Raw genomic sequence first — 26,467 nt, forward strand, 5'->3', positions numbered from 1 at the left:
ACACGCGATGATCGAAACCCAGGACCTCACGCGCCGCTACGGCGACACCGTCGTGGTGGACGGCGTGTCGTTGCGCCTGCCGGAGCGCGCCTTCGTCTCGGTGATCGGGGCGAACGGCGCCGGCAAGTCGAGCCTCCTGTCGATGGTGAGCCGGCTCCTGCCGATGAGCGCCGGCCGGGCCTTCGTCGACGGACTCGACGTGGCGACGACCCCGGGCGACGTGCTGGCGCGCCGCCTCGGCATCCTGCGCCAGGACAACGGCGTCGCGGCGCGCGTGACGATCCGCGACCTCGTCGCCTTCGGGCGCTATCCCCATTCCAAGGGCCGGCTGAATGCGGCCGATCGCGGCCACATCGCCGACGCGCTCGCCTTCCTCGACCTCGAGCCGCTGGCCGACCGCTTCCTCGACGAGGTCTCGGGCGGGCAACGCCAGCGCGCCTACATCGCCATGGTGCTGGCGCAGGACACCGACTGCATCCTGCTCGACGAGCCGCTGAACAACCTCGACATGCGCCACGCCGCCGCCATGATGGGCCTGCTGCGCCGGGCGGTGGACGAGCGCGGCCGCACGATCGTCGCCGTGCTCCACGACATCAACTTCGCCTCCTGCTACTCCGACCGGATCGTGGCGATGCGCGACGGCAAGGTGGTGGCGATCGGCCCGCCGGAGGAGATCGTGACCCCGGAGGTCCTGCGCGCGGTCTACGGGATCGACGTCGAGGTGGTGGTGGTGAAGGGCTACCGGACGGTGTTCTTCTACCGCTGAGCGCCGGCAAAGCCGGCGGTCACGCCGCCCCCCGCACCGCCAGCCGCGACAGGCTGACCACGCTGGCGATGCCCGCGAACGCCGCGCCGAGCCCGAGCGCCACGGCCGGGCCGCTCGCGGCGGCGACCGCGAAGCAGGCCGCCACCAGGGCCGCGCCGGCGGTCTGGCCCAGGAGCCGGGCCGTCGCCACGATCCCGCTCGCCCCGCCCGCGCGCGAGGGCGGGGCGCTCGTCATGATGGCGCGCAGGTTCGGCGCCTGGAAGAAGCCGAAGCCGGCCCCGCAGAGCGCCATCCGCCAGGCGAGCCCGACGACGCTCGGCTCGGGCGGCAGGGCGGCGAGGAGGCCCATGCCGAGCGCCAGGATGGCGAGGCCGATCCCGCCGAGCACGCTCGGCGGGTATCGGTCCGACAGGCGGCCGGCGACCGGTGCCATCAGGGCGACCACCACCGGCCACGGCGTCATCAGGAAGCCGGTCTCGACCTGCGAGCGCCCGAGATCGTGCTGGAACAGGAACGGCAGCGACACGAAGGCGAGGCCCTGCGCGGCGAAGGAGCAGACCGCCGTCGCGGCCGACAACGCGAAGAGCGGTCGCTTGAGCAGGTCGACGGCGAGCATCGGCGCCGGGTGGCCGGCCTGGCGGCGCAGGAGGGCGACGCCGCAGGCGAGCGCGCCGGCGAATTCCGCCAGCACCCGCCAGAGCGGGCCGGCATGGGCCGCCTCGCCGAGGCCGAGCACGAGAAGCGCGAAGGTGCCGGCATTGAGGACGGCGCCGACCCGGTCGAAGGCGTGGCCGGCACGCGGCGTCTCGGGCAGGGCGCGCCGGGCGAGCGCCAGGGCCGCCAGCCCGATCGGCAGGTTGACGGCGAAGAGCCACGGCCAGGACGCCGCCACCAGGATCAGCGAGGCGACGGTCGGCCCGAGCGCGAAGCCGATGCCGACCACGAAGGCGTTGAGCCCGAGGCCCCGCCCGAGCTGGCTCGTCGGGTAGATGAAGCGGATCAGCGCGACGTTGACCGCCATCAGGGCGCTCGCGCCCAACCCCTGCAGGATGCGCGCGGCGACGAGCGCCGGCAGCGACCAGGCCAGCGCACAGACGAGCGAGGCCACGGTGAACAGGGCGAGGCCGGCGAGGTAGACCCGCCGCTGCCCGACGATCTCGCCGAGCGCCGCGACCGGCAGCAGCGTCGCCACCACGGCGAGTTGGTAGGCGTTGACGATCCAGACCGAGTCGGCCGGATCGACGCCGAGATCGGCCGCGATGGTCGGCAACGCCGTGTTGGCGATGGCGGTGTCGAGCGTGGCGAGGGCCACGCCGGCGAGCACCGCCGCCATCGCCTGCCGGCGTTGCGCCGGCGGCAGGCCCTCGCGTGAGGGCGGGTCGGATTGCGTCATGGCGGCGGCGGGAGGAGGCGGGGCAAGGTGTGACACCCGCCCTGGATGTGTCCCGGCGGCGCGGTTGGCAAGCGGTTTGGACGCGGTGCTCCGCGGGGCGGCGATGACGAATCTGCACGGCCGTCCTGCACGGCCATGCCCGGCGGCCCACAGAAACGCCTCCATGACCCGGCCGCGACCCAGCCGCCGGGAGGCCGGCCCGCTCGCGCCCCGGCGGATTCCGATCCGCGGCGTCGACGACAGTCATCCCGATCGCCGGGAGGCTGCCGGGGCCGCGGGGTCTCCGCCGGAAGGGACGCCTCGCCCCGACCGGCATCGGGACCGGCGCGGCCGCCTGCCGGGCAAGCCCGCATCTCGCGGCTCGCCCGAATCGAGGGAGCGGCATCACGAATATACGTGCAAAATCATAGGATAAAAATTAAAATTACTTCACATGATAACTATCCAAACTCTAACGAGATTTGAATTTATTCGTCGCGTAGGACCATAGTTATGACGATGATCTGAAGCCATTCACGTCTCGCAGGTTGCGCCGCCCGACGTTTGCGGATACGACCTCGGCCAACCGGGGAGGAGAACGGCAGTCGTGGCGCCGGACAACACAGCAACCCATCTCGACGAATTGCTCAGCAAGGATCGCTCCTGGATCCAGAGTCGCCAGGACCTCGATCGTGACATGCAGACGGTCGAGATCGACGGTGAGATCCAAGCACTTAATATATCCATCCATCTCCGGCATGCTGGACGTCACCACGAGGCTCTGACCATCCTCGAGAGGATCCGAGCCAAGTACCCGCTGAGCGATCTCGCCTATTACCAGGCGGCGATGAACTACGCGATGATCGGAGATCTCGGCAGGACCGCGCAGCTCGGACGCCGAGCCATGCAGCTCCAGCCCTCGAACGTGGAATACCGCTCGCTGGTCGCCCGAGCCCTGTCGATCGCAGGGCAGACGGGAGCGGCTCGCCGCCTGTTGCTGACCTCGCACGAGACCGACCCGGATCGTCGCAGCCTCCTCGAGCGGATCGGTCAGTTCATCGACTATTGCGAGGCCTATCCGCTGCAAGGCGCGCGGGACACCCTCGAGCGCTTCGTCGATGACGGGCTCTACCTGGAGGCCGAGGCCGTGCGCCAGCACATCCTCCAGGCGGTGGCCCAGGGACGGCCCTTCTCGTTCGTTCGCCTCGGCGACGGCGAAGGGGCGTGGTTGTCGTTCAACGACTACGACGAAGGCCGCTACGCCGCGATGTATCGCGGGCACCGGGTCGAGTTCCTGCGCGACTGGTTCGGCACCGACCAGCTGATCCATTCCGAGGATTTCTTCCGCTTCTCGATCGATCTGCAGACCGGGTTCTCCGGCCACGACCTGATCGGCATTCCCCCCAAAGCCCGCCTCGACCAGGAGCAGGGATTCCTCAGCACGCGGGGGATCGCGTCCTCGGTGAACGTCTATCGACTGCTGGATGGCAGGGCGGGGCCGGCCAGCAAGCGTTTCACCTCGAACAGCATGAACCTCACGCTGCATGAGACGTCGTTCTACCGCGACCTGATCGCGACGGGGCGCCCGCTCGGGGTCATCACGAGCCAGGCCGGCCTCGCCGACGTCCTTCGCGCCGGAGGCGCCACCGTGGATCACGCCTTTGTGGTGCCCGGAGACAGCCGGAACTTCACCCGCGGCGAAGGCTCGGACGAACCGGTCTGCCAGTATCCGCGGTTCCTCAGCGAGGTCGATGCCCAGATCGGCGCCGAGAGCCAGGAGGGCCGGATCTGGCTCGTGGCGGCGGGCTACGTGGGCAAGCGATACATCCAGACGGTCAAGAACCGTCGCGGCGTCGCCATCGATCTCGGCTCGCTCGCCGACTTCTGGGCGCGGCACGGCTTGTGACGAGCGCGGCGCCTCGGGGTTGCGGTCCTCGACGCGCCGCGGGCGGCCGGCATCGTCATCCGCGACGACGCGAGCCGGCTCGATCGCATGCCATCGGGCGGCGCTCCGGGGCGCCACGAAACGATGCCGTCGCCTGAATTCTCCGAGAGCCGCGGGCGGTGCGAGAGAGAGGGCGGCGATACTCGGTGCGGACTGCTCCGCCGCATCGACGGGAGCAAGTGTCGCTCAGACGAAAAATGCGACGGCCATATCTCAGCGCGCACCATGGCGTGACCACGCTCAACCGAGCGAAGCCTTTGCCAGCTGAACGGCAGCTGCTCTAATTCAGCACGTCCGGCGCAATCGCGATGGCTCCACTCTTCGTCAGCTGGTCGCACTGGAAAAGACTGATCTTATCGTTGGGGACCGACCAGGTATAATAGAACGAGGCCTGGAGCTTCCCTGTCCGGTGAAGCTCGCGCATGAACGTGCGCCAGTTGTTCACGATCGCGACCCGGCGGCGGTCGTCGGGAGGGCAGGTCGCCGTCTGCGTATCCACCCCCCATTCGGTGAGCCAGCACGGCTTTCCCCCCTCGCCCCCGCAGAACGAGAAGGTCCGGCGCACCAGGCGGTCGGCATGGTCGGCGGATTCGACGCCGGCGATGTCATAGGTGTGGATGCCGTAACCATCGACGAGGTCGTCGAGGCCCAGCGACTTCAGGTACTGGATGGTCGCAACCGGACTCACGACGTCGAGGTCCGATCCGGTATTGGGGCCGACAGTTCCGGGATCGGACAGCCCGGCCGAGATGATCGGCGTCGTCCGATTGACGGTGAGGAGCGCCCGAACGGCCTTTATCTCACGCAGCGCCCCGATATAGGCCTGGAAGCCGCGTGCGATGTCGCGGACGCGGGCATCGTGCTGCAACTCGTCGAGGCTGATGATCCGGCCGCGGCCCGGAACCTGGAAATCGCCGTTGAACTGCGTCCAGTTGATCTCGTTCGCGACCTCGATGGCGGCGAGCTTGATGGCCTGCCGGTCGAGTTCCTGCAGGACTGACTGGGTGAAGGCCCGGGTTTCCGGGAGGTCGATGGCCGAATACCCGTGGGCGGCCCAGAGGCCGTGCGGCTTCGGGTGAGCGGGCCGCGGCGGCAGGTCGGCGCGGAAGACCGGATAGAGGTTGAGGGTGATCCGGAGGCCTGCGGCGCTGAAGCGCTTGATGAGATCGATCGATGGCTCATGGTTCGCCCCCTGGCTCGGCGGCAGGAGCGGGATGCGAATGGTCGTCACGCCGGAGCGTACCAGTTGCTGGATGACGGCGTCCTGCGTGGCGCGGTCGAGCCATTGCGGGTTGGTGACGTTGACGCCGACGATCCCGCTCCCGGCCTGCACCGCCGGGCTCGCAAGCAGCAGGCCCGCGACGAGAAGAGCGCGCCACGCTCCGGCGGGCCGGCACCATCGATCACGATCTCTCATCGGTCCTCCCGTCTTCCGAGGCGTCCTGCGAAATCCGGCTGATGGCAGCCGGCGATCCTGTCGGATCGCTTTCGCACTGCGGATTCCGGCGTCGCTCAGGCGTGCGGAGCGAGGCTCCGCCGCCGCAGGTCATGACGCGCGACGCCGCCTGATGGACCGGCACAACTAGAGTACCATCCGGCGAAGGATAGCGTGTGCCGACGAGAATGCGGCGGGGCCGACGCCCGGGAGTTGCACCCGATCGCAGCGGGACGCGGGAACGCGACCTCGGAGCCGGCGGCGTCGGCGCCCTCACGCCGCCCGGGCATCCCCCTCCGCCTCACGGGCGGCCGCCTGCGCGTCGAAGGCGTGGATCCAGCTGAAATCCTCGGGGAAGCGGGCCATCCGGGCGTCGCGCTGCGCCAGCATCGCGGCGCCGACGGAGTCGGCGAGGTGCAGCAGACGGTTCGTCGCCCAGGCGCTGCGCTGGATCGTGCGGGTGCGCTGCTGCCGCAGGTCCTGGTAGTGCCGCATCATCCCGTCCAGGTCGCGGGTGCCGCTCGCGGCCGAGAATCCGGACAGGAGTTCGGCCAGGGTCACGGCATCCTCGATCGTGGTGTTGGCGCCCTGGCCGTGATGGGGCAGCATCGCGTGGGCGCTGTCGCCCATCAGCACCGCCCGGCCGCGGTGCCAGCGCCTGAGAGGATCGGTGACGAACAGGCCCCAGCGCTGGGTCTGGGGCAGGGCGTCGATCATCTCGATCACCGCCGGATGCCAGCCGGAAAAGCCCGCCAGGTGCTCGCCCTCGCGGATGCCCGTGAGCCAGCGCTCCGAGGTCCAGGTCTCCGGTCCCTCGACGACGGCGAAGAAGTTGACGGAATCCGCCTCGCCGCCGATGGCGTAGTGCAGGAGATGCGCGTCCGGCCCCATCCAGAACTGGATCGCCTGCGGGTCGGGGAGCGACGGCAGCAGGCCCATCGGCACCACGCCCCGGAAGGCGCTGGTGCCGGAATAGCGCACGGCCTCGCCGCCGGTGATCCAGCGTCGCACCTGCGAGCGCACGCCGTCGCCGCCGATCACGAGGTCGGCCTCGATCTCGACGCCGTTCGCGAAGGTGAGCGCCATCACGTCGCCGCGCTGATCGAGACCGGTGAGGCGATGGCCGAGATGCAGGCCCTCGCCGGCGAGCCCCCCGCTCAGCACCTTCTGCAAATCGGCCCGGTGTACGCCGTAATACGGCGCCCCGAACCGCCCCCGATAGGCGCCGCCGTCGCGGACCGGGTGGGCGGCGACCCGGGCGCCGCTGCGCCCATCGCGAAAAATCAGCTCGGTCGGCTCGGTCGAGACCGCCGCCAGAGCCGCGCCGAGGCCGAGGCGCTCGAGTTCGCGGGTCGCGTTGGCCGAGAGCGCCACGGCGGCGCCGATCTCGGCGAGCTCCGCCGCCTGCTCGTAGATGGCGGCGCGCAAGCCGTGGCGGCGCAGGGCGAGGCCGAGGGTCAGCCCGCCGATGCCGCCGCCGATCACGGCGATGCGCAAGTCCTTGCCGGAAGATTTTTGAGACGAAGAAGACTTGGTGGAGGAAGAAGAATTGGATGAGGATGTCGATGGCATGTCGGATCGCCCGGGTGGCTCGCAGGGGCGGGAACCCCGCGCCGGGCGGCGCGGGGCGGGCGGTCAGGTGCTCTGGAGCGCCGGGGCGAGGCGGGTCGCCGGGGTGCCGAGCCGGCCCTTGAGCGTGATGCTGGCCGCGGCGATCAGCGCCGGCACCGCCACGATCCCGAAGGTTGCCGGGAGCCCGAGGCCGAGCCCGATCAGCGACGCGCCGATCATCGAGCCCGCGACCGAGCCGACGCGGCCGACCGCGTTGGCCCAGGCGACGCCGGTGGCGCGGTTGGCGGTCGGGTAGTAGCTCGCCGACAAGGCGTTGATGCCGATCTGCGAACCGGCAACGCAGAAGCCGGCGCCGAACACCGCCACGACCAGCAGGGGCACCGAGCCGGTGGAACTGCCGATCAGCGCCACGAAGCCGGCCGCCGCGAGATAGGACAGGCCCAGCACCACGTGCGGGTTCGCCCGGTCCATCAGCGCCCCGAGCACCAGCCCGCCGACCGTGCCGCCGGTGGCGAGCATCACGGTGACGAGGGAGGCTTCCTTGAGGGTGAGGCCGGCGCTGCTGATGATGGTCGGGAGCCAGCTCGACAGCAGGTAGAAGATCAAGAGGCTCATGAAGAAGGTGAGCCACAGGCACAGCGTGCCGGCGATCAGGCCGGGCTGGAACAGCTGGCCGATCGGCGAGCCCTTCGGCTTGGCGATGCCGGTGAAGACCGCGCCGGAAAAATCCTCCGCGGGGGCGATGCGGCGCAGGAGCTTCGCGACGCTTTCGGCCGGGGCCTGCTTGAGCACGAGGAAGCGGGCCGATTCCGGCAGGCCGAGGATCAGGACCGGCACCAGCACGAGGGGCAGCACGCCGCCGATCACCAGCACCGAGGGCCAGCCGAAATCGGCGATCAGGTGCGCCGCCGCGAAGCCGCCGAGCGCCGAGCCGACGGTGAAGCCGCAGAACATCGCCATGGTGAGGAACGAGCGGCGATGCTCGGGGCAGTATTCCGAGGTCAGCGTGATGGCGTTCGGCATCGCGCCGCCGAGGCCGAGGCCTGTGACGAAGCGCAGGATCGTCAGCATCTCGATCGAGGTCGACCAGGCCGAGGCGAGGCTGGCGAGCCCGAAGAATGCCGTGGTGACGATCAGCGTGCCCTTACGGCCGACCCGGTCGGCGAGCGGCCCGAACAGGAAGGCGCCGATCATCAGGCCGAACAGCCCGGCCCCGAAGAGCGGCGCCAGCTGGGCCTGGGTCACGCCCCACTGGCTCCGGAGCGCCGGGGCGATGTAGCCGATCGCCGCCGTGTCGAACCCGTCGATGGCGACGACGAGGAAGCACAGGAGCACGATCCGCATCTGGAAGCGGGAGACCCCGTGGCGGTTGATGACGTCCTGGACGTCGATGCTGCGTGGATTGGGCATGGCGTCGGTTCCTCCTGGATGATGTTTTGAGATGTCTTGGTCTTGCGCCGGACGGCGGATAGGGCGGCCGACGAACTCGACGGGACTCACATCGTCTTCGTCATCCCGGGGCCGCGCAGCGGAACCCGGAATCCATCACCGCTGCCGATGCAGGACGAGGCGATGCGCGTTCCGACTTGTTCTGAACTGTCGGTGGTGACGGATCCCGGGTTCTCGGCTTCGCCGAGCCCCGGGATGACGGGAAGGATGGGACAGGCGGGGTTGGCTCGACCCCTGCCGCTCTTCGGTCAGTCGAGCGCCGAGGGGTGGCGTGCGAGCGGGGTCACCCGCATCGTCATGAACGGGAACAGCGGCAGGCCGGACAGGATGTCGTGCAGCTCGTCGTGGCTCTCGACGTCGAACACGCTGATATTGGCGTAGCGACCCGCGACCCGCCACAGGTGACGCCACTTGCCCTGGCGTTGGAGATCCTGGGCCTTGGCCTTCTCGTCGGCCTTCAGCCTGGCGACGTAGTCGGGATCGAGGCCGTGCGGGATCGCGACGTCCATCTCGACGCAGTACAGCATGGGATCAGCTCCTTGCGTAGTGGCGCAGCTTGTCGGAATCGAGGGTCACGCCGAGGCCGGGGCCCTCGGGCAGGTGCACCGCGAAGTCGTGGAAGGCGAGCGGCTCGGTGACGAGGTCGCCGGTGAGGATCTGCGGCCCGAAATGCTCGCAGCCCCAGGCCAGCTCCCGCAGTCCCGCGAAGGCGTGCAGATGCGCCGCGGCGCCGACCGAGCTCTCCAGCAGGCAGCCGCCATAGAGCCCGATGCCGGCGGCCTCCGCCACCGCCGCGACCTTGCGCAGACCCACCAGACCGCCATGCTTGACGAGCTTGAGCGAGACCGCATCCGCGGCGGCGGCTTGCGCGACGCCCATCATGTCGTGGGAGGTGAACACGCATTCGTCGGCGAGCAGCGGCGGCACGCGACCCTGAGCGCGCAGGCGGCCCATCCCGGCGACGTTCCAGGCCGGCAGCGGCTGCTCGACGAGGGCGATGCCGAGATCGGCGAGACGCGGCAGGCAGCGGCGCGCCGTGGTCTCGTCCCAGGCCTGATTGGCATCGACGATCAGGGTGGCGCGGTCGGCGAGCGCCTTCGACAGGCGGGCCAGCCGGACGAGGTCGGCCTCCGGCGCCTGCGCGCCGATCTTGATCTTGAAGGTGCGATGCAGCCGCGCCGCCAGCTTCGCCTCGGCTTCCGCGATCTCCTGGTCGGGGTCGCCGGAGGCGAGGGTCCAGAGGACCGGGAAGCTGGTGCGCACCGCGCCCCCGAGCAGGGCGGCCACCGGCAGGCCGAGGGTCCGGCCGACCGCGTCGAACAGGGCGGTCTCCAGTGCCGCCTTGGCGGCGTTGTTGCGCTTGGCCGCCGCGTCCAGGCGCTCGCCGGCGGCGACGAAGCGGTCGGCCTCCTGCCCGATCAGGGCGGGGGCGAGGTAGGCGTCGATGGTGGCCTTGATGCCCTCGACGCTCTCCTCGCTCCAGCGCGGCCCGCCGAGCGTCGCCGCCTCGCCGATGCCCTCGACGCCGTTGGCGAGGCGCAACTGCACGATGACGTAGCTCTGCGCAGTGACCGAGGTCTGGGAGAGCTTGTGCTTCCGCACGGTGGGCACGTCGACGATCGTGGTGCGGATCTCGGCGACCGCGAGGTCTCGGGCGGGGGTGTGGCGCACGGCGTCGTGCCGCTGGGTCTTCGCGAGCATGGGGGGTCTCGGGGATGTGTGGGATGGGGCGGGGCAAGGTTTGCACGATCCCAACCCTCCCCCCTCTGCGGGGGAGGGTGGCCCCCGCGTCAGCGGGGGTCGGGAGAGGGGCAGCGCGACGCTGATCCAGGGGGCGCCTGTCAGAACGGTCGCGGACCGTTCCGGAAGCGGCGTCCCCTCTCCCGCCCCACTCTGTGGGGCCCCCTCCCCGGCAGAGGGGGAAGGGTTCGGGCGTCGCGCTTTACGCGGCTTCGGCGTGCGACCGCACCACCACCGGGTCGGGGGCATGCGCCACCTCCGGGTTGAGCGCGAAGTCGAAGCGGATGGTCGAGAACGGCCCGTCCAGCCCCGCCGCCGCGATCGCCGCCGGATCGGTCACCGGCACCACCTCGGCGATCAGCCCGTCGCGGGTGGCGAAGGCGAAGTCGTCGTGCAGGTAGGGATCGTCCGAGAGGTTGATCTGCGTCGTCAGCTGCCGGTGGCCGGGGCCGGAGACGAAGAAGTGGATATGGGCCGGGCGCTGGCCGTGGCGGCCGAGCTGGTCCAGCAGCTTCTGGGTCTGTCCTTCAGGCGGGCAGCCGTAGCCCTTCGGCAGGATGCTGCGGAAGCGGTAGCGGCCTTGTTCATCGGTCTCGATGCGCCGGCGCAGGTTCCAGGTGCTCTGGCTCCTGTCGAAGACCGAGTAGTTGCCGAGCGTGTTGGCGTGCCAGACATCCACGATGGCGCCCGCCACCGGCGCGCCCTCCTTCCCGGTCACCTGGCCCTCGACGATCAGCACCTCGCCGTCCTCCGGGTCGTCGTCGAGGCGCGCCTCGCCCTTCGCCAGCGGCGCCCCGGCGACGTAGAGCGGGCCCTCGATGGTGCGCGGCGTGCCGCCCTCGATCCCGGCCGCCCGCTCCTTGGCGTCGATGCACAGGTCGATGAAGTGCTCGATCCCGAGGCCCGGCATCAGCAGGCCGAACTCGTTCTTCTGGCCGGTCTCGGTCAGGTAGCTCATCGCGGTCCAGAACTCGCTCGGGGTCACGTCGAGATCCTCGACGATCCGGCAGGCATCCTCGACGACGCGGCGCACGATCTGCTTGATGCGCGGGTGGCCGGCCTCGGTCGAGAGACCCGCGACCTTGTCGAACAGGGCTTGGGCCTCGGCGGACTCGGCGATCTTCGGGGTCATCGTGGTCATCGGGCGTTTCCTCTCTTGCTTGGTTGGGGGGACGGGTCAGCCGAGGTCGCCGCCGGCCACCGGCAGGACGGTGCCGGTGACGTAGGAGGCCTCGTCGGAGGCGAGGAACAGGATGGCGGCGGCCTGCTCGGCGGCGGTGCCGTAGCGGTGCATCAGGCTCGACGCCTTGGTCTGGGCCACCACCTCGGCGATCCAGGCGCGCTCCCGGTCGCTCGGCGGGGTCGGGTTGCGGGCGATGCGCCGGGGCGGCGCCTCGGTGCCGCCGGGCGCCACCGCGTTCACCCGGATGCCGTGCTCGGCATATTCGACCGCCAGACAGGTGGTGAGCGCGTTCACCCCGCCCTTGGCGGCGGCGTAAGGCACGCGGTTGACGCCCCGCGTCGCCACCGACGACACGTTGACGATGCTCCCGCCCCCGTTCGCCAGCATGTGCGGCAGGGCCGCCCGGCAGCACCACAGGGTCGGGAACAGCGAGCGCCGGATCTCGGCCTCGACCTCGTGCGGGGCGTAATGGGCGAACGGCTTGAACCAGATCGAGCCGCCGACATTGTTGACCAGCACGTCGAGCCGGCCGAACCGCGCGACCGCCGCCGCCATCACGCTCTCGCAGCCATCGAAGGCCTCGACGTCGGCGAGCTGGACCGCGGCTTTCGCCCCCAGGTCGCGCGCCTCGGCCGCAGTCTCCTCGACGATCTCCGAGCGGTCGGTGAGGAGGAGGGCGGCGCCCTCCCGGGCGAGCCGTAAGGAGACCTCGCGGCCGATGCCTTGCGCGGCGCCGGTCACCACCGCGACCTTGCCGGCGAAGCGGCCGGGCGAGACGAAGCCGCTCATGCCGCGGTCGTTCATGCCCCACCCCCGACGCCGCTCGGGGCGAACTTCTCGTAGTGGAAGCTCGCGGGGCTCAATCCCCGCTCGGCGAAGGTCTTGCGGACCGCATCCACCATCGCGGGCGGGCCGCAGAGATAGGTGTCGATCGCGCCGCCATGCAGGTGGGCGTCGGCCAGATGCTCGGTGACGTAGCCCCTCTTCGCGTGCCGGCTCTCGGGCGAGGCGACGCAGGTCTCGAAGCTGAAGCCCGGGATCTTGCCCGCGGCCTCTTCCAGCGCCTCGGTCTCGACGAGGTCGGCATCGTGGGTGACGCCGTAGACGAGGTGGATCGGCTGGTCGGTGCCGGTCTCCGCCACCTTGCCGAGCATCGACAGGAACGGGGCGAGGCCGGTGCCGCCGGCGAGCATCAGGACCGGGCGACGGATCTCACGGAGATAGAAGCTGCCCGAGGGGCCGGTCAGGTCGAGGGCCGCGCCTTCCTCCGCCTGCTCGGCGAGGAACGTGCTCATCAGCCCGCCCGGGATGTTGCGGATCAGGAACTCGGCCTGAGTGCTGCCCGGGACCGAGCTGAACGAGTACGACCGCGCCTGGCCGCTCCCCGGCACCGCGATGTTGACGTACTGCCCCGGCAGGAAGCCGACCGGCTCCTCGGTCTCCACCGAGAGCCCGAAGGTGGTGTCGGACAGCCGCCGCACGGCCGCGACCCGGCCCTTGAGGGCGGCGGCCTTCGTCTTGCACACCTCCGAGGAGGCCGCCACCGCCAGGACCAGATCGGTTGCCGGCCGCATCTGGCAGGCGAGGCCGTAGCCTTGGGCCGCTTCCTCGTCGGTCAGCGCATCCTCGATGTAGCTGCCCGGATCGAACCGGCCGGATTCGCAATGGACCCGGCAGGTGCCGCAGGCGCCGTCCCGGCAGTCGAGCGGGATGTTGATGCCGAGGCGGTAGGAGGCGTCCGCCACCGTCTCGCCCGGCCGGCAGGCGATGAACCGGGTGACCCCGTCCTCGAAGTTGAGCGCGACGGTGTGCATTGCAATGTTCACGGCGCCCTCCTCAGATATGATAGACGTCGATGACGTGGTGGATGTAGTCGTTCTTGAGGATGACCTTCTTGGCCTTGATCAGCGGAGCCTCGCCACTGGTATCGAGGGTGTAGAACGACGTGCCGAAATGCGTATCCACCGTCTTGTAGCGGTAGTTGAAGGTGAGCCAGTTGAAGCGGAGCTTGCACCTCGCCTCGTCCTGCTCCAGGATCTCGACGTTCGAGATGTTGTGCGAGGTGCGCGGCTCCGGCAGGCTGGTGGCGCTGGACCGCTCGGTGCGGATGCGGAAGACCCGGTCCTCCAGGCCGCTGCGGCTGTCGTAGTAGATCAGCGAGACGTCGGTCTGCGGATCGGTGACGAGCTGGTCGTCGTCGTCCCAGGACGGCATCCAGAACTCGACGTCGGAAGCGTAGAGCGCGAGCCACGCGTCGAAGTCGCGGTCGTCGAGGAAGCGGGCCTCGCGGTAGAGGAATTGCTGCACCTGCTCCAGGGTGAGGGGCATCGAAGGGCTCCTTGAGGGCGTGCGGGGGCGCTCGGCGTCCCGGTGGGAGCGGCGCCGCGGGTGTTCCGGTTCGTGAGTCAGGCTTCCGAACCCTCCTCTCTCTGCGGGGAGGGTTCGGGGGCCGGCGCGCTACGGCAGGTGCCGCCGCATCGTGTCCATCCAGTAGCGGTGCTGGATCGCGAACAGGCCCTCGTCCTCGGTCTTGGCGCCGCTCAGCAGCGGCTTCAGCCCGATCGCCCGCGCGCCCTCGTCCGCCCCCTCGATCCAGTGCTTGGCGCCGCGGCAGAGGTCGTTCCACTGCGCCGCGCGGCCGCGATAGCCGATCTGGCAGGCGCGGAACTCTTCGAGGTCGTCCGGGGTCGCCATGCCGCTGGCGTTGAAGAAATCCTCGTACTGGCGGATGCGCCGGGCCCGGGCCTCCGGCGCCTCGCCCTTCGGGGCGATGCAGTAGATCGTCACCTCGGTCTTATCGACGGCGATCGGCCGGTAGGTCCGGATCTGCGACGAGAACTGGTCCATCAGGTAGACGTTCGGGTAGAGGCAGAGATTGCGCGACCGGTTGATCATCCAGTCGGCCATCGCCTGCCCGTGCTGCTCCGCCAGCTCGCCGCGACGGTCCCAGTTCGGCCGGTCCTCCGGGTTGGCCCAGGTGGTCCAGAGCAGGAGGTGGCCGTGCTCGAACGAGTAGAAGCCGCCGCCTTGCTTGGCCCAGCCGCCCGCATCCATGGCGCGGGTCTTGTCGACGACGTGCGATTCCTTGCGCCGGCTGGTGGTGGCGGCGTAGTTCCAGTGCGTCGCGCTGACATGGTAGCCGTCGGCGCCGTTCTCGGTCTGGAGCTTCCAGTTGCCGTCGAAGACGTAGGTGGAGGAGCCGCGCAGGACCTCGAGCCCGTCCGGCGACTGGTCGACGATCATGTCGATGATCCGCGTCGCCTCGCCGAGATGCTCGGTCAGCGGCTTCACGTCGGGGTTGAGGCTGCCGAACAGGAAGCCGCGATAGTTCTCGAACCGCGCCACCTTGGTCAGGTCGTGCGAGCCGTCGCGGTTGAAGCTCTCGGGATAGCCGGCATTCTCCGGATCCTTGACCTTCAGGAGCTTGCCGCCGTTGCTGAAGGTCCAGCCGTGGAACGGGCAGGTGAAGGTCGCCTTGTTGCCGCGCTTGTGCCGGCACACCATCGCGCCGCGATGGCTGCAGGCATTGACGAAGGCCTGCAACTCGCCCTTGCGGCTGCGGGTGATGACCACCGGCTGGCGGCCCATGAAGGTGGTGAAGTAGTCGTTCGGGTTCGGGATCTGGCTCTCATGGGCCATGTAGATCCAGTTACCCTCGAAGATGTGCTGCATCTCCAATTCGAAGATATCGGGATCGGTGAAGATGTCGCGCCGGCACCGGTACACGCCGGTCTCCGGGTTCTCCTCGACCGCGGTCTCGACGACGTGATGCAGATCTTCCAGCATGATCTTCTCCCTGCCGCGCCGGCTGTTTCGGGACGAGAGGGATCGTTGCCGGTCCACGCGCTGGGCGGGCCGGATCGGATCGTGCTCTCGTCTTGCGCAGGGTGGCGTGGTCTCGGGAGAGTCTCGTCCCGGGCCCCGCTCGCGCCCTGAGCGTTTCCTCTTTTTTCAGTTCTAAGGAAGCGGCATAACGAGGTCCAAGACCGATTGGGAACAAAACCATTCCTGGCAGGAATGATTGGGGAGGAATGATTGGAGCTGCGCCACCTGCGCTACTTCGTGGCCGTCGCCCGCGCGCAGAGCTTCACCCGTGCGGCGGAGGCAATGCACGTCGCCCAGCCGGCCCTGAGCAAGCAGGTGCAGCAATTCGAGGAGGAGTTCGGCCTGGAGCTGATCGAGCGCGGCTCGCGGCCGGTGCGGCTGACCGAGCCGGGCCGGGTGATCTACGAGCAGGCGCTCCAGATCCTGGAGCGGGTCGACGACCTGCGCGAGACCGGCCGGCGCCTGCGCGTCGCCGAGCGCAACAGCTTCCGGGTCGGCTTCGTCGCCTCGACCCTGTACGGCCGCCTGCCGGAGATCCTGCGCGGCTACCGGATGAAGCGCCCGGACGTCGACCTGACCCTGCTCGAGCTCCTGACGCTCGAACAGATCGCGGCGCTGAAGGAGGGCCGGATCGATGTCGGCTTCGGCCGGGTCGAGATCGAGGACCCGGCGATCGAACGCGTCCTCTTGCGCAATGAGAAATTGATCGTAGCCGTGCCGATGGCCTGGGATTCCGAGCGCCCGCCGGGCCCGCTGAAGCTGCACGACCTCGCCGACACGGCGCTGATCCTCTACCCGAAGAGCGCGCGGCCCAACAACGCCGACCGCATCCTGGCGCTCTTTCGCGAGCACGGCGTGCGTCCGCCGGTGATCCACGAGGTGCGCGAGCTCCAGACCGCGCTCGGCCTCGTGGCGGCGGAAGCCGGTCTCTGCGTGGTCCCCGCCTCGATCGAGCGCCTGCGCCGCGACGGCGTCGCCTACCGGCCCCTCGACGAGGACCGGGCGCTGATCCCGGTCATCATGAGCTACCGCAAGAACGACCCCTCCCCGGAGATCGGCCTGATCCTGCAATGCGTGAAGGAGGATTATCAGCGGGAGGGATTGCGGTTCGGCGTGTGAGGCCCCCGCCCTCGCCGAGATGTGACGGCCGGGCAGCCGCGGCGGAGCCTCCGCCGGCATTCGCGCCCCTGTCGGACGGCCGCGCCCCGCGCCATCTCGGGAGAGGGCCGAGGTCCGGCGCCCCACTCCATCCCGTCCGGAGGGACGATGCCCGATCTGTTCAGCCCGTTCACCCTCAAGGACGTGACCCTGCGCAACCGCATCGTCATGTCGCCGATGACGATGTACCGCTCGCCGCCGGACGGCACGGTGACGGATTTCCACCTGATGCTGGTCGGCTCGCGGGCCGCGGGCGGGTTCGGGCTGGTCTTTCCCGAGCAGATCGCGATCCAGCCCGACGGGCGCACGTCCACGTCCTGCGCCGGCCTGTGGGACGACGCGCAGATCGAGGGGCTGGCGCGCATCAACCGCCTCGTCAAGGACATGGGCGCGGTGCCGGCGATCCAGCTCGGCCATACCGGGCGGAAGGGCAGCGAGAACCGCCCCTGGGACGACCCGCGCCGGCAATACGCCCCCGATCACCCGCAGGGCTGGCAGGTGCGCGGGCCCTCCGCCCTGCCCTATGGCGGCCGCTTCGCCCATCCGGTGCAGGAGATGTCGGTGGCGGAGATCGGGGCGGTCCATGCCGATTACGCGGCGGCCGCGCGCCGCGCCGCCGCGGCGGGGTTCGAGTGGCTCGAACTGCATTTCGCCCATGGCTATCTCGGCGCGAGCTTCTTCTCGCCGCTGGCGAACAAGCGGACGGACGCCTATGGCGGCGCGCTCGAGAACCGGGTGCGCTTCCATCTCGAGGCGATCGACGCCGTCAGGGCGGTCTGGCCGGAGCGGCTGCCGCTGACGATGCGCCTCGGCTCCGACGACCTGCACCCGGAGGGCGTCCAGTTCGACGAGTCCGTCGCCGCCATCGGGCTGATGAAGGAGCGCGGGCTCGACCTCGCCGACCTCTCGGTCGGGCTCAACACCGACGACATGCGCGCGCCGCCGTTCAAGGACCTCGCCTTCATGGTCGAGCGCGGCGCCCGCGTGCGGCGCGAATGCGGCCTGCCCGTCGGCGTGAGCTGGAATCTCGGCGTCCCCGCCGAGGCCGACCGGGTCGTCCGGGACGAACTCGTCGATCTGGTCTTCCTGGGGCGGCCGGCGCTCGCCAACCCGCACTGGCCGGTCTGGGCGGCGCGGGAGCTCGGCCACCCCGACCCGTTCTCCCTGGTGCCGGAGGACTGGGCGTGGTGGCTGCGCAACTTCCGCGCCAGCCCCGACGCCATCGGCTGGCCGCCGGCGCCACCCCGGTGACGACAAACGGTCTCGGCTTGCCGGTTTTTCCTCACCGGCAGCACCGTGCTATCGCATTAAGCGTTGCAGAGTGGATCGCCCCCGCGATCTCATGCGACGGGCAGGCCGGGCCGGCGCAGTCTGAACAGCTTCCCGCCGGACCCTGGCCTGCCGCGATGCCGGTACCCCGGCATGGCCGGGTCCGAGCCGGTCATGCGACGTCCGATCGGTCGCTCGGCGATTGCTGGCCGATCGCGTTCGCCGTGCGGACGTCGGCTTCGCTCGAGCATGTGGAGCCTCCGGCTCCCCCCCGCGGGCTGGTGAGACGCAGTCCGGAAGGGATCGTCCGGACTTCGCATCAGCCGTCGAGTTCCTGACGGTCCGGGTCGCAGGTCGCCTCCAGGCTCAGCGTGACGGTACAGAGCCGCGTCCCCCGTTCGTCGCGGACATAGGCCGCGAAGCGGCGCCGGCCGTCGTGCGGGGGCGCCTCCCGGCCGATATCGGGCAGGGCCGCGATCGCCGCGTCGCGGGCGGCCTCGACGCTCGGATACTCGTCCCCGTCGTCGTCCGGCAGGGATTGGTCGCCATCCTGGTAGTCGATGAAGAAGCGGGGCATCGCGAAGGGGATCCGGGCGGGACGTGGCATCTCCGGGGCTGGAAACCCCGACCGGGGCGAAGGTTGCAGGAGACCGCGATCGATTGTGGGTTTCCTGCGGCAACCCCATGCAGCCGGACGAATATCCCGCCGTTTGTGCACAATTGCACAGACAGCCCGGCAAGCGCTGCGCTAGGAGGGAGAGCAAGCCTCGCCCCCGAACCCCGCGGCCGATGATCCCCGACGACGCCCCCCTCCTGATCGGCAACCTCCTCCTCGGCGCCCTGCAGCCTCGGGACCGCGCCCTCCTGGCGCCGCACCTGGAGGCGCGGGAGTGCCGGCGCGGCGAGGTGCTGTTCGAGGCCGGGGAGGACGTCTCGTTCATCTCCTTTCCGACCGGATCGACCGTGGCGGCCCTGGTGATCGCCATGCGGGACGGCCGCACGGTCGAGGTGGCGACGGTCGGGCACGAGGGTGCGATCGGCGGCGTGGTCAGCCAGGGCTCGCTGCCGGCCTTCAGCCGCGCCGTCGTGCAGATCGCCGGGCCGGTCCTGCGCCTGGAGACGCAGCGCCTGCAGGAGACGAAGGCCGCCTCCCCCGCCCTGCGCAACCTGTTCACCCGCTACGCGGATTGCCTCCTCGCGCAGGTCCTCCAGGCGGTGGCCTGCAACGCCCTGCACCCGATCGAGGAGCGCTGCGCCCGCTGGATCCTCGGCCTGCAGGACCGGCTCGACAGCGAGGTGCTGCCGATCACCCACGAGCTGCTGGCCGACCTGCTCGGGGTCCAGCGCTCCTACCTGACCCGCACGCTCAAGAGCCTGCAGCAGCAGGACCTGATCCAGGTCCGCCGCGGGCGCATCGTCGTCTGCAATCGCGCCGCGCTGGAGGCGAAGGCCTGCGAGTGCCACGGTGCCGTCAAGCGGCATTTCGAGACCGTGCTCGGCGCCCTGTGCGGCCCGTCGGCCCCGCCGGTCGCGCTGAGCCCGACCCGCCGTCGGGCGTTCTGAGGAGCTTCGTCGGCACCCGCCATGGCACAGGATTTCGGCATCAGGGATTCAGACGCGATGGACCCCGAGGCGAGGATGCCGGAGGCGGCGGACCGGGTAACCGCCGAGCAGGAGCGCCTGCGCGCCCTCCACCGCTACCAGATCCTCGATACGCCGCGCGAGGAGGAGTTCGACGGCATCGCGCTCCTCGCCGCCGAGATCTGCGGGACCGCGATCGCGGTGGTCAACCTGATCGGCGACGGGCGGCAGTTCTTCAAGGCCGAGATCGGGCTCGGCGTGCGCGAGACGCCGCTGGAGAGTGCGTTCTGCCGCCAGGCGCTCCTGGAGCAGGACTTCCTGTCCGTGCCCGACGCCACGCAGGATCCCCGCTTCGCCGACAATCCGCTGGTGACCGGTGGCCCGGGCCTGCGCTTCTATGCCGGCGCCCTGCTCAAGACCCCGGACGGGCTGCCCATCGGCACCGTCTGCGTGCTCGACACGGTGCCCCGCACCTTGAGCGAGCGCCAGCAGGCGAGCCTCAGGCACCTGGCGCGCCAGACCATGACGCAGCTGGAGCTGCGCCGCACCTTGCGCGAGCAGCGGGCCGAGCGGGAGCTGCAAGACCGCATCCTGGACAGCGCGACCGACTACGCGATCGTCGCCACCGATCGCCACGGCCGGATCACGCGCTGGAACGAGGGCGCCGTGCGCATCCTCGGCTGGACCGCGTCCGAGATGCTCGGCCGGCCCGCCGCCACGGTCTTCACGCCCGAGGACCGGGCCGGGGGGCAGCCCGAGATCGAGATGAACCTCGCCCTCGCCCGCGGCCGCGCCCCGGCCGAGCGCTGGTACCTGCGAAAGAGCGGCGAGCGGTTCTGGGCGCAGGGCGAGACGATGCCGCTGACGGCCGAGGACGGGACGACGCAGGGCTTCCTGAAGATCCTGCGCGACCGCAGCCAGCACCGGGCGCAGGCCGCCGCCCGCGACGCCGACGAGCGGCGGTTCCGCTCGCTCGTCGAGGTCAGCCCGCAAGTGGTCTGGTTCGGCGATGCCGACGGCACCGTCACCTACTGCAACGCCTACTGGTTCGACTATACCGGCCTGCCCCCCGGGGACACCGGCGAGGCGAGCTGGACGAGTGCGATCCACCCGGATCACCGCGAGCGCATCCGCGCGGCCTGGTTCGCGGCGGCCCGGTCCGGGACCCGCTTCGAGATGGAATTTCCGTTGCGCCGGGCGGATGGCGAGTACCGCTGGTTCCTCTCGCGCGGCCGGCCGGTCGCGGACGGCGACGGGCGGATCCTGAGCTGGATCGGCATCGCCCTCGACATCCACGAGCGCAAGCGGGCCGAGGGACGCTTCCAGGTCCTGACCACGCTCTCGCCCGCGACCATCTGGTTCGGCGATCCCGATGGCGGCGTCAGCTACGTCAACGACCGCTGGTACGAGTACAGCGGCCAGACGCCGGACGAGGCCCTGCCGGTGGGTTGGGCCGAGGCGGTCCACCCGGATGACCGGCCCGCGCTGATGGCCGCCTGGGACGAGGCCCGCGCCCGTGGCACCCCGTACGACACCGAGGCGCGCCTGCGCCGCCGTGACGGGGCCTATCGCTGGTTCTCGCTGCGGGCCGCCCCCTTGCGCGACGAGGCCGGCACGGTCGTCGGCTGGCTCGGCAGCAACAGCGACATCCACGACCGTCGCCGCACCGAGGAGGACCTGCGCAAGACCCAGGACCTCCTGCGCCTCGCCACCGAGGCCACCAGCCTCGGCATCTTCGACTACAACCTCGCCACCGGCGACGTGCACTGGGACGCTCCCATGCGGGCCGCGTTCGGGCTCCCGCTCGACGCGCCGGTGAGCTACGCGACCTTCCTGGCCGGGCTGCACCCGGAGGACCGGGCGCGGACGGACGCGGCCGTCCAGGCCGCCCTCGACCCGGCGGGCCCCGGCCGCTTCGACATCGAGTACCGCACCGTCGGGCTCGCGGACGGGATCGAGCGCTGGCTCGCCGCCAAGGGCCGGACGATCGTCGAGCAGGGGCGCGCGATGCGCTTCGTCGGCACCGCGCGGGACATCACCGCCGGGCGACGGGCCGACCGGGAGCTGCGCGAGACCGAGGAGCGCTACCGCCTGGCGGCGCAGGCGACCAACGACGCGATCTGGGACTGGGACCTGACCAGCGACCACATCCGCTGGAACGAGGCGGTGCAGACCCTGTTCGGCTACGCCGCCGCGGAAGTGGGCCCGAGCGGGGCGTGGTGGAAGGCGCAGATCCATCCCGACGACCGCGTGCGGGTGACGGCCGGCATCCACGCGGTGATCGACGGGACCGGCGAGCACTGGAACGACGAGTACCGCTTCCTGCGCGCCGACGGCACCTATGCCGACATCCTCGACCGCGGTTACGTCCTGCGGGACGGGCGCGGCCGCGCGATGCGGATGATCGGCGCCATGCTCGACATCACCGCCCGCAAGCGCGCCGAGGAGCACCAGCGCCTGCTGACGGGCGAGTTGCAGCACCGGGTGAAGAACACGCTCGCCCTGGTCCAGGCGATCGCCAGCCAGACCCTGCGCGGCGCCCGGGACGTCGACGAGATGCGGGAGGCCTTCGCGTCCCGGCTGATCTCGCTCGGGCGGGCGCACGACATCCTGACCCAGGCGAGCTGGACCGCCGCACCGATCCTCGACGTGGTCGAGGGCGCGCTGAGCGTGCACCAACCCGCCGGGCCGGTCCGGATCCGGATGAGCGGCCCGAACGTGCGGCTCGCCGCCAAGCCCGCCCTGTCGCTGGCGCTGGCCCTGCACGAGCTCGCCACCAACGCCTTCAAGTACGGGGCGCTCTCGAACGAGACCGGCCTCGTCGACGTCCGCTGGCACGTGGTGCACGGCGCCGGCGAGACCCGCTTCAGCCTGACCTGGTCCGAGCAGGGCGGCCCGCCGATCCTGACCCCGCCGCAGCGCAAGGGATTCGGCTCGCGGCTGATCGAGCGCAGCTTCGCGGCCGAGGTCGACGGCGAGGTGACGCTGACCTACGCCCCCGCGGGCCTCGTCTGCCGCCTGGAGGCGGCCCTGTCCTCGATGCAGGAGCAGCGCAGCGAGGCGGCCGCGTGAGCCGTCGCGGCGCCCGGGGACACCCCTCCCGTCACACCCGCCGCGGCAGCAGGAAGGCGAAGAGGCCGATCGCCGGCAGGTAGGCGCAGAGGCGGAACACCTCGACGATGCCGAGCCGGTCGGCCAGCAGGCCGAGCCCGCCCGCCGCGAGGCCGCCGAGCCCGAACGAGAGGCCGTAGAACAGGCCGCCGACCAGGCCGACCCGGTGCGGCACGAGATCGATCGCGTAGATCAGGATCGACGAGAAGGCGCTCGCCATGATGAAGCTGGCGAGCATGCCGAGGATGCCGGTCCAGACCAGATCCGCATGCGGCAGCAGGAGCGCGAGCGGCAGCGGGCCGAGGATCGAGATCCAGATCACGCGGTCGCGCCCGATCCGGTCGCCCAGCATGCCGCCCAGGATCACCCCGGCCGCGCCGACGACCAGGAAGCCGAACAGCATGAGCTGCGAGACCTGCACGCTCACCCCGAACCGCTCGATCAGGTAGAACGTGTAGTAGGAGGTGAAGCTCGCCTGGTAGGCGTTCTTCGACATCAGGAGCAGGATCAGGACCGTCATCGCGAAGGCGACGCGGCCCGCCGGCATCCCGGGCGCCCGCCCCTCCGCGGCCTTCGCGCCGGTCGCCGCGTGGCGGCGCCGCGTCCTGAGAGACAGCGAGACGGTCCAGGACATCAGCAGCATCGCGACGATCGCGATGCCGGAGAACCAGGACAGACTCGCCTGCCCGTTCGGGACCACGATGGCGGCGGCGAGCAGCGGACCGATCGCGTAGCCGACATGGCCGCCGATCTGGAACACGCCCTGCGCCAGGCCCTGCCGGCCGGCCGCGGCCTGGCGGGCCATCCGCGTCGCCTCCGGGTGGAACACCGCGGAGCCGGTGCCGACGAGGGCGGCCGCCGCCAGGACCATGCCGTAATTCGACGCGAAGGCGAGGCCGAGGATCCCGGCCAGCGTCGCCCCCATGCCGGCCACCATCGCGTGCGGCCAGGGCCGGCGGTCGGTCACGTAGCCGAGGAGCGGCTGCAGCAGGGAGGACGTGACCTGGAAGGCCAGGGTGATGGGGCCGATTTGCGCGAAATCGAGGCGGTAGGCGTCCTTCACCAGCGGGTAGATCGCCGGGATCATCGATTGCAGCGTGTCGTTCAGCAGATGCGAGACGCTGAGCGCCACCAGCACCGGCATCACGGGGCGGGCGGCGGACTGAACGAGGGAGGCGGAGGTCATGGGCGAGCCTATCGACGCCGCGCGCGACCGGTCAACCGACAGGTCCGCGCGGCTGCGACGGCCCGGGCCGCTCTCCCGAGCGGCCCGGGCGCGGGCTCCTAGCCGGCCGCCTCGACGGCGGGGCGGGTCACGATCGGCGGCGTCTGCTGGTGCTGCACCACGCGCCACTTGTCGTGGGCGAGCCGCCGGTAGGTCGAGGTGCAATGGGCCTCGTAGGCCTCGTCGCCCCGCGATGCCCTCGCGTGGTAGGCGATGACGATCAGGCCTTCCTGCGGCCGCGCGATCTGCTCCTGCGCGATCTCGATCGTCGACCAGCGCGGCGTATGAGCCACCGCCTCGATGGCCTGCTTCCCGCTCATGACGTAGGGCGGTTGCGGCAGCACCATCAGGCACTCGTCGTCGACGAGTTCCCGGTAATGGTCGGCGTCACCCGTCCAGAGACCCTTTTCGAAAGACCATACCCGATCGTCGTCCATCGCGTGCTCCTCATGCCGCCGTGTTGAGCCGTCTTGTCTTGCCGTCTTGCGCCAGAGAAGATCGCAGGATCGGGATCGTTCCCGGTGCGGCGATGCGGCCGTTCGTGAGGACGCCGTCGTTCCGGCGGACGGTCTTCGTTGCCGCCGGCCCGATGAACGCCCCTCACCGGCTTGACAGGAGAACGATCCCCCGTTTCATCGCTGTCGACGGTACGGGAGGCCGGCCCCATCGAGAGGCCGGCCAAGAAGAGGCCGGCCAGAGGGAACGCCATGCTGAAGACCATCGACCCGCTGCTCAACGGGCAGCTCCTCGCCCTCCTCGACGACATGGGCCACGGCGACGAGATCGTCATCGCCGACGCCAACTTCCCCTCCGCCAGCAACGCCCGGCGGCTGTTGGACATGCCCGGCACGACGGCCCCTGCCCTCCTCGACGCGATCCTGTCGCTCCTGCCCCTCGACGACTTCGTCGGGAGCCCGATGGCGGTGATGCAGGCCCCGCCCGAGACCCGCCCGCTCTACGACGGCTACCAGGCCAGTGCCGACCGCGCCGAGGGCCGGCCGATCAGCATCACCGAGATGCCGGTCAAGGATTTCTACGCCCGCACCCGGGACGCCTATGCGGTGGTCCGCAGCGGCGAGCGGCGCCTCTACGCCAACATCCTCCTGCGCAAGGGGGTGATCTACCCGTGAGCGAGGCGATCGACAGCCACCAGCACTTCTGGCGGGTGGCGCGGGGCGATTACGGCTGGATGGGCGAGCACGTCGCGCCCCTGCTTCGCGACTTCATGCCGGACGACCTCGAGCCCCTGCTGCGCCGGGCCGGCATCGGCCGCACCATCCTGGTCCAGGCGGCGCCGACCGAGGCCGAGACCGACTTCATGCTCGATCTCGCCGCCCGGACCGATTACGTCGCCGGAATCGTCGGCTGGCTCGACATGGAATCCGACGCCTTCCCGGAGCGCCTGGCCCATTACCGGCGGAACCCGCTCTTCGTGGGCCTGCGCCCGATGCTGCAGGATCTCGACGACGACCGCTTCATCCTGCGCCCCCGCGTCCTCGACAACCTGCGGCGCGTGGCCGAGAGCGGGCTGGCCTTCGACATCCTGGCCCTCCCCCGCCACCTGCCGCACGTCGCCGAGGCCCTGGCCCGGGTGCCGGCCCTGCGCGCCGTGCTCGACCACCTGGGAAAGCCCCCGGTTGCAACGGGCGGGCTCGATCCCTGGCGGGCCGACGTCGCGGCCCTGGCGGCGTTCCCGGCCGTGTCCTGCAAGGTCTCGGGGCTCGTCACCGAGGCGCGGGCGGAGTGGGCCCTTCAGGATCTCGCGCCTTTCATCGACCACGTCGCGGACGCCTTCGGCGAGGACCGGCTGCTGTTCGGCTCGGACTGGCCGGTCTCGACTCTCGCGGCGACCTACGGCGAGGTTGCCCATGCCGCCCGGGCGCTCCTCGGCACCCGCTTCGGCCCGGAGGCGATGGCCAAGGTTTTCGGCGGGAATGCGCGGCGCTTCTACCGGCTGTCGGCCTGACGCCACGCCCCGTCCTGGCAAGGCGGTCCCGGTCCGGAACGATGCCGATCGCATCGCCCGGCCCTTGAACGCGGTGCGTGCAGGCCCATTTCAATACACGCTGGCAGCGGAGGCCGGGCAGGTCCCCTGCCCCGTTGTCCGGTCGCCGGGGCCGAACCCTCCGGGCTTCGGGCGTGTTGACAGGCGAGCCGGCTACCCTTAGACAGCCGCTCACCGACGGGGCGCCGAGACGAACGGCCCGCTCCGACGAACCTTCCCAGAGACGACGAAGCAAGGGCCGGGGCAACCCGGCGCTGCTTTCTGTTCTCGGAAGGTCGAGATCGGGCTTCAGGCCCGATCAGCTCTTTGACAAGTTCATACGAGAAAGAGAAGCGTGGACGGCGTCGTCCCTGCGGATCCTGCCTCTGGGTGGGATCGTGAGTAGGATGATGCTGGTCTTAACGTTTCGGTGCTCACACGATTGGTGGAAACGCCGATCGGTTGTGAGCCTCCGTTTTAGTTGTGATCAGCTTTGATCAGCTCTTCAACTTGAGAGTTTGATCCTGGCTCAGAGCGAACGCTGGCGGCAGGCTTAACACATGCAAGTCGAGCGGGCCCTTCGGGGTCAGCGGCAGACGGGTGAGTAACGCGTGGGAACGTGCCCTTCGGTTCGGAATAACTCAGGGAAACTTGAGCTAATACCGGATACGCCCTTATGGGGAAAGGCTTGACTGCCGAAGGATCGGCCCGCGTCTGATTAGCTGGTTGGTGAGGTTATGGCTCACCAAGGCGACGATCAGTAGCTGGTCTGAGAGGATGATCAGCCACACTGGGACTGAGACACGGCCCAGACTCCTACGGGAGGCAGCAGTGGGGAATATTGGACAATGG

General features: G+C 70.2%; 22 protein-coding genes and 1 rRNA gene. 9 read left to right on the top strand and 14 right to left on the bottom strand.

Translation table 11 applies throughout. The annotated features are described in order from the left end of the window. The first annotated feature begins 7 nt into the window (after positions 1 to 7). A complete protein-coding gene (locus G4G93_RS10075; RefSeq protein WP_165083677.1) occupies positions 8 to 766 on the top strand; it encodes an ABC transporter ATP-binding protein in 759 nt (252 codons plus the stop codon). Positions 767 to 785: 19 nt separating this feature from the next. Here G4G93_RS10075 and G4G93_RS10080 read toward each other — a convergent pair whose 3' ends face one another. Next, positions 786 to 2,159: an MFS transporter gene (locus G4G93_RS10080; protein WP_206289663.1), complete on the bottom strand. Its 1,374-nt coding sequence runs from the start codon at positions 2,157 to 2,159 to the stop codon at positions 786 to 788. A gap of 586 nt (positions 2,160 to 2,745) precedes the next feature. Between G4G93_RS10080 and G4G93_RS10085 the strand changes: the two genes are divergently transcribed. Continuing rightward, positions 2,746 to 4,044: a hypothetical protein gene (locus G4G93_RS10085; RefSeq protein ID WP_165083679.1), complete on the top strand. Its 1,299-nt coding sequence runs from the start codon at positions 2,746 to 2,748 to the stop codon at positions 4,042 to 4,044. Between the two features lie 319 nt (positions 4,045 to 4,363). Here G4G93_RS10085 and G4G93_RS10090 read toward each other — a convergent pair whose 3' ends face one another. The 10 genes from G4G93_RS10090 to benA all read right to left on the bottom strand — a co-directional run bounded on the left by G4G93_RS10090 (position 4,364) and on the right by benA (position 15,248). Beyond that, positions 4,364 to 5,500: a glycosyl hydrolase 53 family protein gene (locus G4G93_RS10090; protein WP_165083682.1), complete on the bottom strand. Its 1,137-nt coding sequence runs from the start codon at positions 5,498 to 5,500 to the stop codon at positions 4,364 to 4,366. Between the two features lie 291 nt (positions 5,501 to 5,791). Beyond that, positions 5,792 to 7,015 carry an FAD-dependent monooxygenase gene (locus G4G93_RS10095; protein WP_246736650.1) on the bottom strand — a complete coding sequence of 408 codons (1,224 nt, stop codon included), beginning with the start codon at positions 7,013 to 7,015 and terminating at the stop codon, positions 5,792 to 5,794. A 138-nt stretch (positions 7,016 to 7,153) separates the two neighbouring features. Continuing rightward, the gene (locus G4G93_RS10100; protein WP_165083686.1) at positions 7,154 to 8,500 is read right to left on the bottom strand and encodes an aromatic acid/H+ symport family MFS transporter; all 1,347 of its coding nucleotides are present in this window, start codon (positions 8,498 to 8,500) and stop codon (positions 7,154 to 7,156) included. A gap of 287 nt (positions 8,501 to 8,787) precedes the next feature. Next, positions 8,788 to 9,066: a muconolactone Delta-isomerase gene (catC, locus tag G4G93_RS10105; RefSeq protein WP_165083689.1), complete on the bottom strand. Its 279-nt coding sequence runs from the start codon at positions 9,064 to 9,066 to the stop codon at positions 8,788 to 8,790. A gap of 4 nt (positions 9,067 to 9,070) precedes the next feature. Then, a complete protein-coding gene (locus G4G93_RS10110) occupies positions 9,071 to 10,240 on the bottom strand; it encodes a muconate/chloromuconate family cycloisomerase (RefSeq protein WP_165083692.1) in 1,170 nt (389 codons plus the stop codon). Positions 10,241 to 10,481: 241 nt separating this feature from the next. Then, positions 10,482 to 11,411 carry a catechol 1,2-dioxygenase gene (catA, locus tag G4G93_RS10115; RefSeq protein WP_395414485.1) on the bottom strand — a complete coding sequence of 310 codons (930 nt, stop codon included), beginning with the start codon at positions 11,409 to 11,411 and terminating at the stop codon, positions 10,482 to 10,484. Positions 11,412 to 11,456: 45 nt separating this feature from the next. Beyond that, the gene (locus G4G93_RS10120) at positions 11,457 to 12,266 is read right to left on the bottom strand and encodes a 1,6-dihydroxycyclohexa-2,4-diene-1-carboxylate dehydrogenase (protein WP_395414266.1); all 810 of its coding nucleotides are present in this window, start codon (positions 12,264 to 12,266) and stop codon (positions 11,457 to 11,459) included. Continuing rightward, positions 12,263 to 13,276: a benzoate 1,2-dioxygenase electron transfer component BenC gene (gene benC, locus G4G93_RS10125; protein WP_165083773.1), complete on the bottom strand. Its 1,014-nt coding sequence runs from the start codon at positions 13,274 to 13,276 to the stop codon at positions 12,263 to 12,265. The genes G4G93_RS10120 and benC overlap by 4 nt, the downstream gene beginning before the upstream one ends. A gap of 22 nt (positions 13,277 to 13,298) precedes the next feature. Next, positions 13,299 to 13,790, bottom strand: coding sequence for a benzoate 1,2-dioxygenase small subunit (gene benB, locus G4G93_RS10130; RefSeq protein WP_165083696.1), 492 nt, complete (start codon positions 13,788 to 13,790; stop codon positions 13,299 to 13,301). 129 nt (positions 13,791 to 13,919) lie between these two features. After that, the gene (gene benA, locus G4G93_RS10135; RefSeq protein ID WP_165083698.1) at positions 13,920 to 15,248 is read right to left on the bottom strand and encodes a benzoate 1,2-dioxygenase large subunit; all 1,329 of its coding nucleotides are present in this window, start codon (positions 15,246 to 15,248) and stop codon (positions 13,920 to 13,922) included. A gap of 249 nt (positions 15,249 to 15,497) precedes the next feature. Here benA and G4G93_RS10140 point away from each other — a divergent pair, with 249 nt between their 5' ends. Next, positions 15,498 to 16,406, top strand: coding sequence for a LysR family transcriptional regulator (locus G4G93_RS10140; RefSeq protein ID WP_165083700.1), 909 nt, complete (start codon positions 15,498 to 15,500; stop codon positions 16,404 to 16,406). A gap of 147 nt (positions 16,407 to 16,553) precedes the next feature. Continuing rightward, positions 16,554 to 17,696 (top strand): NADH:flavin oxidoreductase/NADH oxidase, encoded by a 1,143-nt coding sequence (locus G4G93_RS10145; protein WP_165083702.1) that lies wholly within the window; start codon positions 16,554 to 16,556, stop codon positions 17,694 to 17,696. 337 nt (positions 17,697 to 18,033) lie between these two features. Here G4G93_RS10145 and G4G93_RS10150 read toward each other — a convergent pair whose 3' ends face one another. Continuing rightward, entirely contained in the window at positions 18,034 to 18,291 is a 258-nt protein-coding gene (locus G4G93_RS10150) for a DUF6894 family protein (protein WP_165083704.1), read from the bottom strand. Between the two features lie 212 nt (positions 18,292 to 18,503). Here G4G93_RS10150 and G4G93_RS10155 point away from each other — a divergent pair, with 212 nt between their 5' ends. Beyond that, positions 18,504 to 19,277 carry a Crp/Fnr family transcriptional regulator gene (locus G4G93_RS10155; RefSeq protein WP_165083706.1) on the top strand — a complete coding sequence of 258 codons (774 nt, stop codon included), beginning with the start codon at positions 18,504 to 18,506 and terminating at the stop codon, positions 19,275 to 19,277. A 57-nt stretch (positions 19,278 to 19,334) separates the two neighbouring features. Then, complete coding sequence (locus G4G93_RS10160; protein ID WP_246736651.1) at positions 19,335 to 22,367, top strand: PAS domain-containing protein; 3,033 nt, start codon at positions 19,335 to 19,337, stop codon at positions 22,365 to 22,367. Positions 22,368 to 22,398: 31 nt separating this feature from the next. Here the strand turns inward: G4G93_RS10160 and G4G93_RS10165 are convergent, their stop codons facing one another. Next, positions 22,399 to 23,592: an MFS transporter gene (locus G4G93_RS10165; protein ID WP_165083708.1), complete on the bottom strand. Its 1,194-nt coding sequence runs from the start codon at positions 23,590 to 23,592 to the stop codon at positions 22,399 to 22,401. A 98-nt stretch (positions 23,593 to 23,690) separates the two neighbouring features. After that, complete coding sequence (locus G4G93_RS10170) at positions 23,691 to 24,068, bottom strand: DUF4440 domain-containing protein (RefSeq protein WP_165083710.1); 378 nt, start codon at positions 24,066 to 24,068, stop codon at positions 23,691 to 23,693. Between the two features lie 270 nt (positions 24,069 to 24,338). On the opposite strand from G4G93_RS10170, the gene G4G93_RS10175 reads away from it, so the two are divergent. The 3 genes from G4G93_RS10175 to G4G93_RS10185 all read left to right on the top strand — a co-directional run. After that, the gene (locus G4G93_RS10175) at positions 24,339 to 24,761 is read left to right on the top strand and encodes an RbsD/FucU family protein (protein WP_165083712.1); all 423 of its coding nucleotides are present in this window, start codon (positions 24,339 to 24,341) and stop codon (positions 24,759 to 24,761) included. Next, entirely contained in the window at positions 24,758 to 25,597 is an 840-nt protein-coding gene (locus G4G93_RS10180; protein ID WP_165083714.1) for an amidohydrolase, read from the top strand. Before G4G93_RS10175 ends, G4G93_RS10180 begins: the two co-directional genes overlap by 4 nt. A 524-nt stretch (positions 25,598 to 26,121) precedes the next feature. After that, a 16S ribosomal RNA gene (locus G4G93_RS10185) occupies positions 26,122 to 26,467 on the top strand; the annotation flags it as partial.

The sequence above is a fragment of the Methylobacterium sp. DB0501 genome (assembly GCF_011043735.1).
Classification (GTDB): domain Bacteria; phylum Pseudomonadota; class Alphaproteobacteria; order Rhizobiales; family Beijerinckiaceae; genus Methylobacterium; species Methylobacterium alsaeris.

Excerpts from the sequence above, each read along its gene's own strand:
- G4G93_RS10165 (WP_165083708.1), bottom strand. The coding sequence starts at position 23,592 with ATGACCTCCGCCTCCCTCGTTCAGTCCGCCGCCCGCCCCGTGATGCCG.
- G4G93_RS10175 (WP_165083712.1), top strand. The coding sequence starts at position 24,339 with ATGCTGAAGACCATCGACCCGCTGCTCAACGGGCAGCTCCTCGCCCTC.
- benC (WP_165083773.1), bottom strand. The coding sequence starts at position 13,276 with ATGCACACCGTCGCGCTCAACTTCGAGGACGGGGTCACCCGGTTCATC.
- G4G93_RS10170 (WP_165083710.1), bottom strand. The coding sequence starts at position 24,068 with ATGGACGACGATCGGGTATGGTCTTTCGAAAAGGGTCTCTGGACGGGT.
- benB (WP_165083696.1), bottom strand. The coding sequence starts at position 13,790 with ATGCCCCTCACCCTGGAGCAGGTGCAGCAATTCCTCTACCGCGAGGCC.
- G4G93_RS10080 (WP_206289663.1), bottom strand. The coding sequence starts at position 2,159 with ATGACGCAATCCGACCCGCCCTCACGCGAGGGCCTGCCGCCGGCGCAA.
- G4G93_RS10160 (WP_246736651.1), top strand. The coding sequence starts at position 19,335 with ATGGACCCCGAGGCGAGGATGCCGGAGGCGGCGGACCGGGTAACCGCC.
- benA (WP_165083698.1), bottom strand. The coding sequence starts at position 15,248 with ATGCTGGAAGATCTGCATCACGTCGTCGAGACCGCGGTCGAGGAGAAC.
- G4G93_RS10155 (WP_165083706.1), top strand. The coding sequence starts at position 18,504 with ATGATCCCCGACGACGCCCCCCTCCTGATCGGCAACCTCCTCCTCGGC.
- G4G93_RS10150 (WP_165083704.1), bottom strand. The coding sequence starts at position 18,291 with ATGCCCCGCTTCTTCATCGACTACCAGGATGGCGACCAATCCCTGCCG.
- G4G93_RS10075 (WP_165083677.1), top strand. The coding sequence starts at position 8 with ATGATCGAAACCCAGGACCTCACGCGCCGCTACGGCGACACCGTCGTG.
- catA (WP_395414485.1), bottom strand. The coding sequence starts at position 11,411 with ATGACCCCGAAGATCGCCGAGTCCGCCGAGGCCCAAGCCCTGTTCGAC.
- G4G93_RS10145 (WP_165083702.1), top strand. The coding sequence starts at position 16,554 with ATGCCCGATCTGTTCAGCCCGTTCACCCTCAAGGACGTGACCCTGCGC.
- catC (WP_165083689.1), bottom strand. The coding sequence starts at position 9,066 with ATGCTGTACTGCGTCGAGATGGACGTCGCGATCCCGCACGGCCTCGAT.
- G4G93_RS10120 (WP_395414266.1), bottom strand. The coding sequence starts at position 12,266 with ATGAACGACCGCGGCATGAGCGGCTTCGTCTCGCCCGGCCGCTTCGCC.
- G4G93_RS10090 (WP_165083682.1), bottom strand. The coding sequence starts at position 5,500 with ATGAGAGATCGTGATCGATGGTGCCGGCCCGCCGGAGCGTGGCGCGCT.
- G4G93_RS10110 (WP_165083692.1), bottom strand. The coding sequence starts at position 10,240 with ATGCTCGCGAAGACCCAGCGGCACGACGCCGTGCGCCACACCCCCGCC.
- G4G93_RS10100 (WP_165083686.1), bottom strand. The coding sequence starts at position 8,500 with ATGCCCAATCCACGCAGCATCGACGTCCAGGACGTCATCAACCGCCAC.